The sequence below is a fragment of the Nannocystis pusilla genome (assembly GCF_020073745.1).
GTDB lineage: Bacteria > Myxococcota_A > Polyangia > Nannocystales > Nannocystaceae > Nannocystis > Nannocystis radixulma.
Map to the genome: position 1 here is coordinate 80,001 of NZ_JAIRAU010000027.1, position 14,478 is coordinate 94,478.

General features: G+C 68.0%; 10 protein-coding genes and 2 rRNA genes. 7 read left to right on the top strand and 5 right to left on the bottom strand.

Features of this window, described 5'->3' with window-relative positions; genetic code table 11:
• Positions 1-61: 61 nt before the first annotated feature.
• Positions 62-3,004 (top strand): 23S ribosomal RNA (locus K7C98_RS19245).
• A gap of 176 nt (positions 3,005-3,180) precedes the next feature.
• A 5S ribosomal RNA gene (rrf, locus tag K7C98_RS19250) occupies positions 3,181-3,297 on the top strand.
• Between the two features lie 366 nt (positions 3,298-3,663).
• Here rrf and K7C98_RS19255 read toward each other — a convergent pair.
• Positions 3,664-4,680: a hypothetical protein gene (locus K7C98_RS19255; RefSeq protein ID WP_224193147.1), complete on the bottom strand. Its 1,017-nt coding sequence runs from the start codon at positions 4,678-4,680 to the stop codon at positions 3,664-3,666.
• A gap of 724 nt (positions 4,681-5,404) precedes the next feature.
• On the opposite strand from K7C98_RS19255, the gene K7C98_RS19260 reads away from it, so the two are divergent.
• Positions 5,405-6,946, top strand: coding sequence for a hypothetical protein (locus K7C98_RS19260; protein ID WP_224193148.1), 1,542 nt, complete (start codon positions 5,405-5,407; stop codon positions 6,944-6,946).
• Between the two features lie 61 nt (positions 6,947-7,007).
• On the opposite strand, the gene K7C98_RS19265 is transcribed toward K7C98_RS19260, so the two are convergent.
• Both K7C98_RS19265 and K7C98_RS44890 read right to left on the bottom strand, forming a co-directional pair.
• On the bottom strand, positions 7,008-7,790 hold the full coding sequence (locus tag K7C98_RS19265; protein ID WP_224193149.1) for a DUF1571 domain-containing protein: 783 nt from the start codon (positions 7,788-7,790) through the stop codon (positions 7,008-7,010).
• A 292-nt stretch (positions 7,791-8,082) separates the two neighbouring features.
• The gene (locus K7C98_RS44890) at positions 8,083-10,188 is read right to left on the bottom strand and encodes a fused MFS/spermidine synthase (RefSeq protein ID WP_224193150.1); all 2,106 of its coding nucleotides are present in this window, start codon (positions 10,186-10,188) and stop codon (positions 8,083-8,085) included.
• A gap of 101 nt (positions 10,189-10,289) precedes the next feature.
• Here K7C98_RS44890 and K7C98_RS19275 point away from each other — a divergent pair, with 101 nt between their 5' ends.
• Together K7C98_RS19275 and K7C98_RS19280 are read left to right on the top strand one after the other, a co-directional pair.
• Positions 10,290-10,856 (top strand): hypothetical protein, encoded by a 567-nt coding sequence (locus K7C98_RS19275; RefSeq protein WP_224193151.1) that lies wholly within the window; start codon positions 10,290-10,292, stop codon positions 10,854-10,856.
• Between the two features lie 119 nt (positions 10,857-10,975).
• The gene (locus tag K7C98_RS19280) at positions 10,976-11,359 is read left to right on the top strand and encodes a hypothetical protein (RefSeq protein ID WP_224193152.1); all 384 of its coding nucleotides are present in this window, start codon (positions 10,976-10,978) and stop codon (positions 11,357-11,359) included.
• Positions 11,360-11,376: 17 nt separating this feature from the next.
• On the opposite strand, the gene K7C98_RS19285 is transcribed toward K7C98_RS19280, so the two are convergent.
• Positions 11,377-12,234: a fumarylacetoacetate hydrolase family protein gene (locus K7C98_RS19285; protein WP_224193153.1), complete on the bottom strand. Its 858-nt coding sequence runs from the start codon at positions 12,232-12,234 to the stop codon at positions 11,377-11,379.
• 125 nt (positions 12,235-12,359) lie between these two features.
• On the opposite strand from K7C98_RS19285, the gene K7C98_RS19290 reads away from it, so the two are divergent.
• Positions 12,360-13,385: a lysylphosphatidylglycerol synthase transmembrane domain-containing protein gene (locus tag K7C98_RS19290; RefSeq protein WP_224193154.1), complete on the top strand. Its 1,026-nt coding sequence runs from the start codon at positions 12,360-12,362 to the stop codon at positions 13,383-13,385.
• Between the two features lie 224 nt (positions 13,386-13,609).
• Positions 13,610-13,858 carry a helix-turn-helix domain-containing protein gene (locus K7C98_RS19295; protein ID WP_224193155.1) on the top strand — a complete coding sequence of 83 codons (249 nt, stop codon included), beginning with the start codon at positions 13,610-13,612 and terminating at the stop codon, positions 13,856-13,858.
• Between the two features lie 170 nt (positions 13,859-14,028).
• On the opposite strand, the gene K7C98_RS19300 is transcribed toward K7C98_RS19295, so the two are convergent.
• Positions 14,029-14,478 carry a potassium channel family protein gene (locus K7C98_RS19300; RefSeq protein ID WP_224193156.1) on the bottom strand — a complete coding sequence of 150 codons (450 nt, stop codon included), beginning with the start codon at positions 14,476-14,478 and terminating at the stop codon, positions 14,029-14,031.

The following is a 14,478-nucleotide window of genomic DNA, read 5'->3' on the forward strand; positions in this document are numbered from 1 at the left end:
CGCGGGTGTACGGTGCCTGGCGGCACGCGCGAGCCCCTGCGAGGGGGCGAGCCGGCCGCAAGGTTAAGGTAGAAAGAGCACACGGTGGATGCCTTGGCACCAAGAGGCGACGAAGGACGCGGCTACCTGCGAAAAGCTACGGGGAACTGGAAGCGAGTGTCGATCCGTAGATGTCCGAATGGGGAAACCCGGCAGGCGTCATGGCCTGTCATCCTCTGCTGAATCCATAGGCAGACGGAAGCGAACGGAGGGAACTGAAACATCTAAGTACCTCCAGGAGAAGAAATCAATTGAGACTCCGCTAGTAGTGGCGAGCGAATGCGGATTAGCCCAAACCTGCAGGTTTCCTGTAGGGGTTGTGGGGGCCCGACATGGGACCGTAAGAGCTAGCAGAACGGCCTGGGAAGGCCGGCCATAGACGGTGATAGCCCGGTATGCGAAAGTTCGAGCGGCCCTAGGGATTCCCCGAGTAAGGCGGGACACGAGAAACCCTGTCTGAAGCTGGGAGGACCATCTTCCAAGGCTAAGTACTCCTTGGTGACCGATAGCGTACGAGTACCGTGAGGGAAAGGTGAAAAGAACCCCTGCGAGGGGAGTGAAAAGAATCTGAAACCGTGTGTTTACAAGCAGTCGGAGAGCTATGGCCGCAAGGCAAGGCTCGACGGCGTACCTTTTGTATCATGAGCCAACGAGTTGTGGTCAGCGGCAAGGTTAAGCCGATAGGCGAAGCCGAAGCGAAAGCAAGTCTGAGAAGGGCGTCTAAGTCGCTGGTTACAGACCCGAAACCTTTGTGATCTATCCATGAGCAGGCTGAAGCGCGGGTAAGACTGCGTGGAGGGCCGAACTCACCACAGTTGAAAATGTGGGGGATGACTTGTGGATAGGAGTGAAAGGCTAATCAAACTGGGAGATAGCTGGTTCTCGCCGAAACATATTGAGGTATGGGGTCAGCCGATTTGCGTCGGGGGTAGAGCACTGGATGGGCTAGGGGGACCACAATCTTACCGAACCCAACCAAACTCCGAATACCGATGACAACAGGCTGGCACTCAGGCAGTGAGAGCTAAGTTTCATTGCCGAGAGGGAAAGAACCCAGACCGGCAGCTAAGGTCCCCAATTCATCACTAAGTGGTAAAGGATGTGGGAGCACTCAGACAGCCAGGAGGTTGGCTTAGAAGCAGCCATCCTTTAAAGAAAGCGTAACAGCTCACTGGTCGAGTGAACCTGCGCCGAAAATTCAACGGGTCTAAGTGATGAACCGAAGCTCCGGGTCTGCCGAAAGGCAGGCGGTAGGCGAGTATTGTCTGTGCGGTGAATGCGTACGGAAACGAGCGTTGGAGCGCAGACAAGAGCTGATGTTGGCATGAGTAGCGATAAACCGGGTGAAAAACCCGGTCGCCGTAAACCCGAGGGTTCCTGGGTAAAGATCATCTTCTCAGGGTTAGTCGGTCCCTAAGGCGAGGCAGAAATGCGTAGTCGATGGGAAGCAGGCGAACATTCCTGCACCAGCACGGATGGTTTTGTAAGGTGGGACGGAGGAGGATAGCCGAGCGACCTGTTGGATGGTCGTTCAAGCCGGTAGGCGGCTCGCGTAGGAGGCATCTGGCCACAAACGCGCGGGCAACGCCGAGAGGTGATGAGGGTCGCCGCAAGGCGGACAACTCGGTGAGTCCAAGCTTCCAAGAAAAGCATCGTACAAGTGTACCGCTGTGCTGACCGTACCGTAAACCGACACAGGTGGGTGGGGAGAACATCCCAAGGCGCTTGAGAGAACTCGGGTTAAGGAACTCGGCAAATTGACACCGTAACTTCGGGAGAAGGTGTGCCCTTGAGGGTGACGGGCCTCGCGCCATGAGCCTTTGGGGGTTGCAGAGAATCGGGGGTAGCGACTGTTTACCAAAAACACAGGACTCTGCGAAGTCGCAAGACGACGTATAGGGTCTGACGCCTGCCCGGTGCCGGAAGGTTAACAGGAGATGTCAGCGCAAGCGAAGCATCGAATCGAAGCCCCGGTAAACGGCGGCCGTAACTATAACGGTCCTAAGGTAGCGAAATTCCTTGGCGGGTAAGTTCCGTCCTGCACGAATGGCGTAACGACTTCCCCACTGTCTCGACCCGGGACTCAGCGAAATTGAAATCGGGGTGAAGATGCCCCGTACCCGCGGCAAGACGGAAAGACCCCGTGAACCTTTACTGCAGCTTGGCACTGGTTTTCGGACTTGTCTGTGTAGGATAGGTGGGAGGCTATGATGTGGGGCCGCTAGGTTCCACGGAGCCAACGTTGAAATACCACCCTGAGAAGTCTGAAAGCCTAACCGTGACCAGTGAGCCTGGTCCGGGACACTGCCTGGTGGGTAGTTTGACTGGGGCGGTCACCTCCGAAAGAGTAACGGAGGCGCGCAAAGGTTCCCTCAGGCTGATTGGAAACCAGCCGAAGAGTGTAAAGGCATAAGGGAGCTTGACTGCGACTCATACAAGAGGAGCAGGCACGAAAGTGGGCCTTAGTGATCCGGTGGTTCTGAATGGAAGGGCCATCGCTCAACGGATAAAAGGTACTCCGGGGATAACAGGCTTATCACGCCCAAGAGTTCACATCGACGGCGTGGTTTGGCACCTCGATGTCGGCTCATCGCATCCTGGGGCTGTAGTAGGTCCCAAGGGTTTGGCTGTTCGCCAATTAAAGCGGTACGCGAGCTGGGTTCAAAACGTCGTGAGACAGTTTGGTCCCTATCTGCCGTGGGCGCAGGAATCTTGAAGTGGAGCTGTCCCTAGTACGAGAGGACCGGGATGGACAGACCCCTGGTGTTCCGGTTGTTTTGCCAAGAGCATCGCCGGGTAGCCATGTCTGGAACGGATAACCGCTGAAAGCATCTAAGCGGGAAGCCAACCACAAGATGAGGATTCCCTGAAGGTCCGTCGTAGACGACGACGTTAATAGGCCGGGTGTGGAAGCGCGGCGACGCGCGGAGCTAACCGGTACTAATCGACCGTTCGGCTTGACCTTGGGCACCGCTCCCGTGTGGCGGTTTGCAGTCCGAGGTTCCGAGCGACACACGCACGAAGGCCAAATGGCCCGCTCCGAACCGGAGCCCCGTGCACAGCGCACAATCTCTTTTCGAGTACGAATCGGCCGCTCCTCACAGGGCAGCCGCCGGACCCGCAGCTCGTCGAACAAGTTTTGCTGGTGGCTATGGCGGAAGGGCCACACCCGATCCCATCCCGAACTCGGTCGTTAAGACTTCCAGCGCCGATGGTACTGCAGGGGCGACCCTGTGGGAGAGTAGGACGCCGCCAGCGCTATGCCCCCTTCGAAAGAAGGGGGCTTTTTTATTTGGTCTCGGCAGAGCGCCCCCGTGGCCTCGGATTGGAGAGTCACTGGGCGGTCTCGCCGGGGAGGACTGGTCGCCGCGATTGCTTGGCGGCTTCATGGGTTCGCGGGGGCGAGCTGGTCTCGCCGCCGGTGTAAGGAGTGGGGCGGCGAGGTCTGAATTTTACAGGCTGGTCGAGATGAGCCGAGTCGAGCGGGATTGCCTGGCGACTTGATGGGCTCGCCGAGGCGAGCGGGTCTCGCCGCGGATGGGGACTGGGCGGCGAATTTTACAGGGTGGCCGAGACGAGCCTGGGCGAGCGGCCTGGCTGCGGAGGACCGGCTCGCCGGCATGGTCACTTGGCGACCGGGACGAACTTCACGGCATCGCCGGAGATCTCGAGGACCTCGGCTGGACCGCTGGCGTCGCCCGCAGCCGCCCCGACCCGCACGAGCTTGCCGTCGCACATGACGGCGTCGATCTTCTCGGCGGCCGGGCGGGCGATCACCAGGCGCTTCACGGCGAGATCGGTGACGACCTGCTCGACGACCTCGCACGCGGGCTCGTTGCCGCGGAGACGGGGCGTGCGCGCAGGCCCGGGGGTCGCGAGCATGTCCGGCATCATGGCGATCTCGCCGAGCATCCACTTGGTGCCCTCGTCGTTGATGTTGTCGATGCCCTTCTGCACGTGCTCGCCGAGCAGGCCGGCATGGGCGAACACGCTGTCGCCGGCGACGAGCACCAGCTTCTGCTCGGACAACTTCTTGGCCGCGGGGCCGCCGGAGGCGAACACGGCGGCCCGCCCGCGCTGATTGGCCGGCAGACTCTCGACCCGCGGGTCTTCGCTCTTCTCCTTGGCGTAGTCCTTGAAACCCTGGGCGTGGACGATGTCCTTGAAGTTGAGCGCGACGTTGAGGATCTCGTTCTCGCCCGTGAGGCGGTACAGCGCGCCGCCGGCGGCCTGCGCCTGCACGGCGAGATCGTCGAGCAGGGCGAGGGTGGCCTTCTCGTCCTTGCTGGGCCCGAACTGATTGCCGAGCTGGACGACCACGAGGTCGCCGCCCGTCCACTTGCCGGCGTCATCGATCGCGCCTGCCGCCTTGAGCGCGGCCTTGGTGGCCGCGAGGTCGCCGCCCAGAGAGCCGATGACGGCCGTGCGACCCTTGGGATCTGCGACGCGCGACTTCTCGCTCGCGGGCGCCCGGGGGCGCGGCTTCTTGCCCGCCTTGTCCGCCTCGCCGGCGTCTTCCTTGGTCTCGGCCTTGGCCTCGACCTTCTTCTCTGCAGTCTTGGGAGCAGTCTTGCTGTCGCCCCCGCACGCGGCGAGGACGAAGGCGAGGGCGAGGGCGGAGCGGTGCAGGAAGGCTGACATGGCACCCGAGACTACACCGGGCGGGTGGGCGACGTCACGAGCCGCACGGCCCGGGGCGCGGCGGCCAGTCCCGGACGGACGGCGTGTCTTGGCTACGGGGCGCGGAGCGATGGGGTGTCGAGGCGACGGCTGTCTGTTCGGACCTGTTCGGCGACGAGGCCGGACAGCGCCTCGGCGGCGCAAGGGCTGGTGAATCGCGAACGGGAGTTCGTTGCGACTGACGGGGTCGACGTCGGTGCTGCCGGCGGTGGCACGCGGCAGGGGGCTCGCGATCCCGCGCTCGTGGCCCGCCTCGCCGACATGGGCGGGTGACGTGATGGCGTGGGCGGTTGCCGTGGCGTCGAGGCGAGGACGGCGGCGACGGGAGCTCGAGCGGTTGGATGAGCCAGGATACGCGAGGTGGCGTGGGGGCGTGAGCTCTCCGCGTGGCTCAGGAGACCGCGGCTCGGCTCGAGGACCTGGGCAGTGACGTGGTGGGATGCGGCTGCCGACGGCATCGGGAGTTCGAGCGAGCTGTGCGCGGAGCGCGGTGAATGGCCCTTTGAGCATGTCTTGAAGGACATGTCGGTCAAAGGCGGCGGGGGGCGGCGATGGGTCGCCTGTCCGCGGCGCGTCGACGGCCTCGGTACCGGTGAGCGAGGGACAGGAGTCGGCGCACGGCGAGGCGATGGGGGGTCACGGTCGAGGTTCGTGTTAGTGTGGCTTGAGATCTTCGGAGGCGACCATGCGCAGTTGGGCGAGCATCGTGAGCGGAGCGCTGCTGATCGGGGCCTGCAACGGTTCGGGGAACGAGACCGGTGCGGCGAGCGAGACATCGACCGGGACGAGCTCGACGGGCACGACGACGGGCACGACGGGCACGAGCGCGCTCCCGACCGAGCCGACGCCGACGACGACGGCGGACGAGACGTCGACGAGCAGCGGGACCACCGGCGTCGAGGGCGGCTGCGGCGAGACGTCGCCGCCAGCCGAGCCGATCGCGTGGGACAAGGGCCAGCCGGACATCTCCGGCTGCGGGACGATCCGCGGGCTGCGCGAGGTGCGGGCGATCATGCACCTGCACTCGCATCACTCGCACGACGCGTGCGACGGCGATCCGCAGCCGGGCGGGGTGCCCGACGAGGACTGTCTGGCCCATCTGCGCGAGGGCCTGTGCACGCCGCGGATCGACGTGGCGATGCTCAGCGACCACCCGGTGCACGCGAGCGAGGCGGCCTACGAGGAGCTGCTGCTGATGCGCGGGATGGACGAGCCGATCCTGGGCGACGGCGGTACGCCGATCGCCAGCTGGCTCAAGTGCCCCGACGGCCACAAGGTGATGGTGATGCCGGGGATCGAGACCGCCGAGATGATGCCGCTCGGGCTCGAGAAGCACGTGACCGAGGTGTACGGCACGAGCTCGCCGGCGGCGTTCGCCGCGATCAAGGAGGCCGGCGCGCTGGCCTGGGTGGCGCACACGGAGGGGCGCGACGTCGCCGAGCTGGCGACGCTCGGGCTCGACGGGATCGAGCTCTATCAGCTGCACGCCAACCTCGATCCCGACATCCGCATGGAGGACCTCGGGCTGCCGAGCAACGACTACCTCGCCGCGATCATCCCGTTCTTCTTGACGGAGGGGCGACAGCCAGATCTGGCGACCCTCGGGTTCCTGCTGCCCAACGAGCCGTCGATCGTGGCGCTCGAGACGCTCGGGCAGTCCCAGCGCCTGACGATCTCGGCCGGCACGGACGCGCATGAGAACGTGTTCACCACCATCGCCACCGACGGCGAGCGCGGGGACTCGTATCGCCGCATGATCCGGTGGTTCAATAACCGGATCCGCACGACCGAGCTGACGCCGCAGGCGGTCAAGGCGGCGCTGCGCGCGGGCAACAATCACATCGTGTTCGAGTCGCTCGGGACGCCGGTCGGGTTCGACTTCCACGCCGAGGGCGCGGAGGTGGTCGAGATGGGCGCGGAGACGTCGCTGGCCGGCGGCCCGCTGACGCTGCGGGCGACGCTGCCGACGCTCGACCCCCGCAGCCCGCAGGGCGCCACGGCCCCGACGACCCGCGGGGTGCTGTACCGCGCGACCGAGGGCCAGCGCGAGGAGCTGATGACCTGGTCGAGCGGACAGATCGAGTTGGAGGCGCCGGGGCCGGGGGTGTACCGCGTCGAGGTCTGGATCACGCCGAAGCACCTGTTGCCGTACCTCGGCGACGCGCCCGAGTACGCCGACAGCGAGGCGCCGTGGATCTACAGCGGCGCGCTGTTCGTTCGGCCCTGATTGTCAACACATGGCACATGAGACAGCCGGAGGCCCAGGCGCCTCCGGCTGAATCGTCGGGTCAGAAGTTGTACTCGCTGTTGTTCGGATCGAAGTCGACGTCGGCGAGGCCGACGTTGATCTTGGTGTTCTGGAACCCGTAGTCCTCGAGCAGGGCGCCGTCGCCGTCCCACACCTGGATCCGCGTCGGCATCTTGGTCTTGACGTCGAAGCAGATCTTGGCGCGCGCGGCGTAGTAGACGCTGAATACGCCGGTGCTCGGGGTGCGGGCCTCGACGCAGCGGCTGCGGGCGCCGTAGACGACCTTCTCGCCGAGATCGAGGTAGCGGACGCCGTCCTGCGGGCGCGACTCGCTGAGCCGCGCGTCGCGGGCGATGACGCCGATCGCGTGCCCGAAGTGAGCCTCGGTGATCTTGTGCCGGTTGCCCTGCATGGCGAGGCTGGCGTCAGGGCGCAGGTTGACGGTCATGTCCGGGAAGGTGCCCTTGTGGGCCCGGATCTTGTCGTCGTTCCAGCCCTTGACGTAGAGGACCTCGCGGGTGTTGTTCACCTCGCCGGTCCACTTGAGGTAGATGCCGAGCGGCTTGCGGAACTTGACCTGGATCTCCTCGCGCGGCAGGAGGTGGCCCTTGACGCGCTCTTGCTTGTACATGGTCGTGGTGTAGTCGTCGATCTGCTCGAACGCCTTCTCCATGTCGAACACGAGCTGGCGGATCTTGGCAGCATCAGCCTCGACGCCGGCGACCGCGGCGACGGGCTCCTCGGCGCGAGCGACGACCGCTGCACCGGCGACGACAGCGAACGCCGCGACGAGCGACGGCGCATGACGCGTAAGCCATTTCATGGGGTGGAGCTTTTGCATGGCTTTCTTCCTCTCGTCAACCGCGGCAGGCCCGCGCGGGCAGGAGCGAGCGTTGCCGCGGTTGGACGTTGTTCGGGGGGCCGCTGCGACGCCGGCCCTCAGGCCCTATTCACGCGCGGACGGGCGCCCGTGCGAACGCGCCTTATGTCATTTGTGGTTTATCCGGTGCGGATCATTCGAATGCGCGATGTCGTGCTCACGCGCGAATCGGCGCGATGCGTATCGCGGCCCCGCGGATTGTCAGGCGGCCCGCGTGTTCACCGGATGGCGACAATCAGCGCTTCAGCACCTGCAGCAGGTTGCTGTACGCGTCGGTCCACAGCGGATAGGGCGCCTCGGGATCGAGCCTGGGCGCGAGCGCATTGAGCAGGTCGGGGCTGTCCATGTCGGACTCGCGCCGGGCGAGCAGCATCCAGTCGCTCTGCCACACGACCTCGTCGTTCTCGAGGGCCTCGACGTACTCGACGTGGAGGCCGAGCTTCTCGCCGATGCCGCGCACGACGGGGTCGAGGTCGAGGTAGCGGTTGGAGATGTGCACCGCGAGGATGCCGCCCTCGCGCAGGTGGCGGAAATACAGCTCGACGGCCTCGACCGTGAGCAGGTGGGCGGGGATCGAGTCGCTGCTGAACGCGTCGATGGCGAGCACGTCGAAGGCCTGCGGCTGCTCGCGCTCGAGCGCGACGCGGGCGTCGCCGATGACGACGGCGACCTCGGCGGGGCTGTTCTGGAGGTAGGTGAAGAAGGGCTCGTCGCCGCTCGACAGCGCGACCACGGCCGGGTTGATCTCGTAGAAGCGCACGCGGTCGCCGGCCCGCCCGTAGCTGGCCATGGTGCCGGCGCCGAGGCCGACGACGCCGATGTGGAGGCGCTCGCCGGCCAGCCGGCGGGGGTGCTTGTCGACCGCGAGGCCGACGCCGCTGGTGGGCCCGTAGTAGCTCGTGGGCGCGGCGTTCAGCGGCTCGCCCTCGAACTGGATGCCGTGGGTGATCCGGCCGTGGCGCAGGCGCGTGTACGTGAGCGTGCCGCCGCTGGCCCGGTCGACGCGGAGGACGCCGAAGAAGTTCCGCGTGACGAACAGGTTGTCGTCGAGCTGCTCGCTCATGTGATACCCGAGCGCGCCCGCGAGCGCGACCGACCCCACGAGCACGCCGAACCCCGCCAGCGCGGACAGCCACAGGCGCCGCGGCCAGGCCCCGCGGTAGAGCACGTACATCGCCAGCGCGAAGCCGACGAACAGCGCGATCGGCAGCTCCCAGAACTCGGGGAAGGCCAGCGGCGCGACCACGCCCGTGAAGATCCCGCCGGCCGCGCCGCCGGCCGAGACGATCAGGTAGAACTGCGTCAGGTACTTCGGGTCAGGTTTCTGGCGCACCAACTCGCCGTGGCCGACCATGCAGTAGGCCAGCAGGGTCACGAGGTAGATGACGAGCTGCAGGACCATGCCGGCGTAGACGCCCGCGAACAGGGCGTAGGTGGCCCCGCCGGCGCCGAGGACGAGGAGCGGCAGCCACAGCGCGCGCGCGTAGCTGCGCTCGTACTCGAAGCAGAGGATGAAGCTCAGCAGGTAGAGCGCGAGCGGCAGCATCCACAGGAACGGGATGACGGCGACCTCCTGGCTGATCTGGCTGGTGGTCGCCAGCAGCATGGTCGACGGTACGGCGGCCAGGCCGAACCACAGCAGGCGCCGGCCGGCGCCGGGCTTGCTGTCCGAAGCGACATGTCCCGAAGGCTTGGTGAGCGCGGGGGCGCTGCCGGCCAGCACGGCGCAGGCGGCACAGGCGACGGCGAACGCGAGGAAGCCCACCGACCACACCCAGCCCTGGCCGGCGATCGGCAGCGCGGGCTCGAGCGCGAACGGATAGGAGAACATGCCGAGCAGCGAGCCGAGGTTCGACAGGGCGTAGAGCCGGTACGGCGAGACGCCCGGGCGCACGCGGGCGAACCAGCTCTGCAGCAGCGGGCCGGTGGCCGCGAGCACGAGGAACGGCAGGCCGGCGGTGAAGGTCAGGAGGCCGAGGATGGCGAGGATCGGGCTGGCCTCGGGGTCAGGTTTCCAGGCGTCGGAGGGGCTGATCGGCGCCGGCCACACGAAGGCGCGGACGAGCAGCAGGACGGCCGCCAGCGCGAGCGCGGCGAGGTGGATGTCGCGCTGGCGCGCCGGGCTGAAGCGGTCGGCGAGCAGGTGGGCGTAGCCGTAGCCGCCGAGCAGCAGGACCTGGAAGAACAGCATGCAGGTGGTCCACACCGCCGGCGCGCCGCCGAACCACGGGAGCAACTGCTTGCCGAGGATGAACTGCACGAGGAACAGCAGGAACGCGCCGAGCCCGATCGCGACGGCGAACAGCGCGGAGGAGGCGGAGGTGCGGGCGGCGGCGGTCACGGTCGCGCGAGACTACTCCAATCGCGCGCGCGTCGGTCGTGTCGTCCTGTCCCGGACGAACGTGCCCGGGCGCGCCCTACGCCGGACCGCTGCCGGCATGCATGGCCGATGTCGCGGCGCCTCGAGACGGCCGCGTCACCATCGTGCTGGTCGTGGTCGAGTTCGCCGGCCGGAGGGCTTGCGTGGCCCGGCTGTCATGGCTGCGAGCCCGAGACGCGCTCGAGACCACGGGCCTCGACTTCGTGGTCGCGCACGTCACCGAGGCCGCGGACGCGAGGCGGGCGGACGTGCTGGCCGGGGCGCGCGTCGAGGGGCGGGTGCTCGCGCTGGTGAGCGAGCGGCTGCCTGCGGCGGTGCCCGAGTGGGGGGCGTACGCCGGAGGTCATCGGTGGCGGGCGACGCCGGGACCGGCGAATGATGGGAGTGCCGCGATCGAGGCATTTCGCGGTGCCTCGGTCGCGTCGCGCACGGAATCGAGCGAGCGGCGATTGATCGGTGTGCCCGCCAGCGACGCGGGCCGGGGGCCGCGCGTTGGGGCCTTTCGGCCGCGATCGTGCAATCATCACAGTCGGCTGGATCGGGAATTGCCGCGGTCGCCAGCGCGGCTCTTCTCCAGGGGCGCTTCGCCGGCGCGCGCACCATGTGCACAATCGAGCGCGGCCGTATGAGGGCCCGAGCGCGCCCGCCGGCGGTGATTCCGGCGCTCCGTGCTGTGAGTCGCATTGCGGCACACAGCACCCGCGCTACCCCCGATGATATGCGCACTGCAACGATCACCGGAACGCTCATGGCATTGTTGCTCGCTCCCTTCGTCGCCGCGCCGCGCGCCGACGCGGCCGAGGAGGCCGCCCGCGCGCCGAAGGCGGCGTCCAAGAGCCAGGCGCGGCAGCGCGAGCGCGAGTACGACGGCGGCGTCGTGCGGACGTCGCGATGCATGGCCGCGTGCCACGATCGCGGCTCGGGTCGCGAGGCCTGCCTGCAGACGTGCGCGAAGCGAGCCGAGCGGGTCTCCCACCCGCCCGCGACGGCGACGCTCGAGCAGCTGTCGGCCTGCCTCGACGACTGCTACTCCGACACCACGCTGCGGCGGACCGACCGCGAGACGTGCAAGCTGACCTGCGAGCAGATCGCGACGCTGGCGGGCCCCAAGAGCCGTCAGTCGCGCGAATAGGGGCCGGCGAGGATGGCTCAGGCGAACGGCGTGACCAGCGGGGCCAGCTCGAGGCCGTCGAGGGCGATCCGCGCCGAGTCGCCCGGCCGGAGCGCGGCGACGCCCTCCGGCGTGCCGGTGAAGATCAGGTCGCCGGGCATGAGCGTCATGCAGGCGCTGATGTACGCGAACAGGTACGGCACGTCGAACACCATGTCGGCGAGCGGCGCGGATTGCTTGACCTGTCCGTTGAGCCAGCCGCAGATCCGGGCCTCGGCCGGCGGGACGAACCCGGGCGGGGTGAGGCGGACGAACGCGCCGAGCGGGCCGAAGCCGTCGAAGCCCTTGGCGCGGGTCCACTGCTTGTCGCGCTTCTGCAGGTCGCGGTTCGACACGTCGTTGCCGACGGCGTAGCCGGCGACGTGCTCGAAGGCCCGCTCGGCGGCGACGTGGCTGGCCTTGCGGCCGACGACGAGCACCAGCTCGCTCTCCATGTCGATGCGCTCGTAGCCGCGGGGCAGGTGCACGACCTGGCCCGAGGGCACGAGGCAGCTCGGCGGCTTGAAGAACAGCAGCGGCTCGCTCGGGACCTCGTTGCCGAGCTCGGCCGCGTGGGCGCGGAAGTTGCGGCCGACGCAGATCACCTTGCTCGGCCGCACCGGCGCGAGCAGCTCGAGCTCCGCGACGCGCGCCCGCAGGTCGCCGGGGCGCGCGTCGACGGCTCGCTGCCACGGATCGCCGTCGTCGTCGGCGAACGGATCGTCGATCTCCTCGGCGATGTCGTCCGGGCCGGGCGCAGCGCCGCGCGTCCGCACTCGCACCGCCCGCGCGCCTGCCGCTCCGGGCGCCCGGGCGCGCCCGAGCCACAGCACCTCATCGTTGCCTGCGCTGGTCATCGCCGCGATGCTGCCCGCCTCGCCGCCGGCGCGCAAGTCGGCGCGCGGCCGCCAGCGGCCTTGTCTCGCCGGCCGGGGCCGCTATCCTCGGCGCCCATGCCGACCGCCGCCGCCCGGGAGCCCGCGTGAGCCGCTTCGTCCGGCGCGCCCTCGTCGGCGTGGCGCTCGGCGTGCTGGTCTACGCCGTGGCGGTGCTGTGGGTCGACGCGGGACGTGTCCAGGAGGCCATGTCCGAATATGCATGGTCGATGGTGCTGGCGGCGCTGGCGCTGTCGAGCGTCAACTACCTGCTGCGCTTCCTCAAGTGGGAGCTGTGCCTCGGCTGGCTCGGGGTCCGCGGCGATGGTCCGGGCGCGGCGCCGGAGCTGGGCTACGGCCGCTCGCTGCTGGTGTACCTCGCGGGCCTCAGCATGTCGGTCACGCCGGGCAAGATCGGCGAGGTGCTGCGCAGCTACCTGTTGCGCGAGACCGACGGGGTGCCGTTCACCCGCACGGCGCCGGTGGTGGTGGCCGATCGGTTGACTGATCTGGTGGCGCTCGTGGTGCTGAGCCTGGTCGGGATCGCCGAGCACCGCGAGTACCTGCCGGTCGCCCTCGTCACGCTCGCGCTGGTGTTCACGGGCGTGGTTGTGCTCGGGAGCCCGCGCCTGTGTCGCGGGCTCCTGACGCTGCTCGGCCGGCTGCCGCGGCTGCGCCAGCTGGTGGCCCGAGCCGAGGGGCTGGTCGACAGCAGCGCGGCGGTGCTGCGGCTGCGCGCGCTGGTGGTGCTCAGCGCGATCAGCGTGGTCGGCTGGGGCCTCGAGTGCGTCGGCTACTGGCTGATCCTGCACGGCTTCGCCGGGGTCGAGGCGAGCCTGTCCCTTTGTACATTCTTGTGGGCGACGACGACGCTGATCGGCGCGCTGAGCTTCCTGCCGGGCGGACTCGGCGCGACCGAGGGCTCGCTCGCGGTGCTGGTGGCGCGGCTGGCTCACGGGGTGACGCAGCCGATCGCGCTGGCGTCGACGATCCTCATCCGCGCGTGCACGCTGTGGTACGGCGAGGTGGTCGGCGGGGTCGCGCTGGCCGTGCTCATTCGCCGCGGATCGATCACGCCGGAGGCGAGCGCAGGGACCGACGGCGAGGCCGTGGCGCCGGCCGCGACGCGATGACGGAGTGCGGACCGCGACGGACGTGCGGGTCGCACGGGCGCGGTTGATCTGTCCGGGACAAGGCAGGCCGAGGAGGAGGCGCTGCGCTCGCCTGCGCGCGTCTCCGCGGGTGCCCGCGAGTACGCGGGCACATGCCGCGCGAGGCGGCGAGCACAAGCCGGTCGCTGTCCAGGCCCCGCGCGCTTGCTCTCCGTTGGATCAAGCGGGTGTTCTAGGTTGTCGTCATGCAGATCGTCCTCGACAGCTTCAACCTCACCAACGCCGAACGCCTCCTCTGCGAGACCGCCCTTCACACCGCCGGCAGCATCGTCGAAGCGGCCAAGCTGCTCGGTATCACCCGGCACGCGCTCAAGCGGCGGATCATCAAGCACAACATCCGCTGGATCCGCGACGCGGGTGCGCGCCCCGGCCTCGGCGACACCTCGCCGCGTTCGACCGCGAGCGCCACCAGCGTCGCCGCGATGAGCGTGTGACCCATCGAAGACCGGGGGCGGCTCCTCAACGCCCCTCGCGCGGCTCGTCGCTCCCAGCGGCGGGCCGCTGGTCGTTTAAGCGCGCGCGGTCGGCGTCGTACGTGCTCGATCGGACATGTCGTACACGAACATGCCCCCAGGCGCAGGTCCTTCGGGGCATGCCCGCAGGGTCAGGTCTTGAGCGCCTGGCCGAGGGCGGGCTGGCTCTCGGCGCCGCCGATCAGGCGCTTGCCGAAGGTGCGGCCCATCTCGAACTCGAGCTCGATGACCTGGGTGGCGCCGACGGCCTGGAGGATCCGCGACTCGCGGGCGGAGCGGGAGCGGGCGACGATGTCGCGCACGCCGACCTCCTTGAGCGCGGCGAGGGTGAGCACGGTGGCCTCGAAGTTCTCGCCGATGGCGACGATCGCGGCGCGGCACTTGAGGGGGTCGACGGACAGGAGGGCCTGCGGGTCGGTGGCGTCGAGCTCGATCGCGTAGGCGACCTTCTGCTTGACGGCGTCGACCATGGCCATGTCGCGGTCGACGGCGATGACTTCGGCGCCCTGCTCGGCGAGCGACTCGGCCAGGGCGGCGCCGAAGCGCCCGAGGCCGATGATGAGATAGCGGCTCTGTGCCAT

Excerpts from the sequence above, each read along its gene's own strand:
- K7C98_RS19255 (WP_224193147.1), bottom strand. The coding sequence starts at position 4,680 with ATGTCAGCCTTCCTGCACCGCTCCGCCCTCGCCCTCGCCTTCGTCCTC.
- K7C98_RS19260 (WP_224193148.1), top strand. The coding sequence starts at position 5,405 with ATGCGCAGTTGGGCGAGCATCGTGAGCGGAGCGCTGCTGATCGGGGCC.
- K7C98_RS19265 (WP_224193149.1), bottom strand. The coding sequence starts at position 7,790 with ATGAAATGGCTTACGCGTCATGCGCCGTCGCTCGTCGCGGCGTTCGCT.
- K7C98_RS19275 (WP_224193151.1), top strand. The coding sequence starts at position 10,290 with ATGGCCGATGTCGCGGCGCCTCGAGACGGCCGCGTCACCATCGTGCTG.
- K7C98_RS19280 (WP_224193152.1), top strand. The coding sequence starts at position 10,976 with ATGGCATTGTTGCTCGCTCCCTTCGTCGCCGCGCCGCGCGCCGACGCG.
- K7C98_RS19285 (WP_224193153.1), bottom strand. The coding sequence starts at position 12,234 with ATGACCAGCGCAGGCAACGATGAGGTGCTGTGGCTCGGGCGCGCCCGG.
- K7C98_RS19295 (WP_224193155.1), top strand. The coding sequence starts at position 13,610 with ATGCAGATCGTCCTCGACAGCTTCAACCTCACCAACGCCGAACGCCTC.
- K7C98_RS19300 (WP_224193156.1), bottom strand. The coding sequence starts at position 14,478 with ATGGCACAGAGCCGCTATCTCATCATCGGCCTCGGGCGCTTCGGCGCC.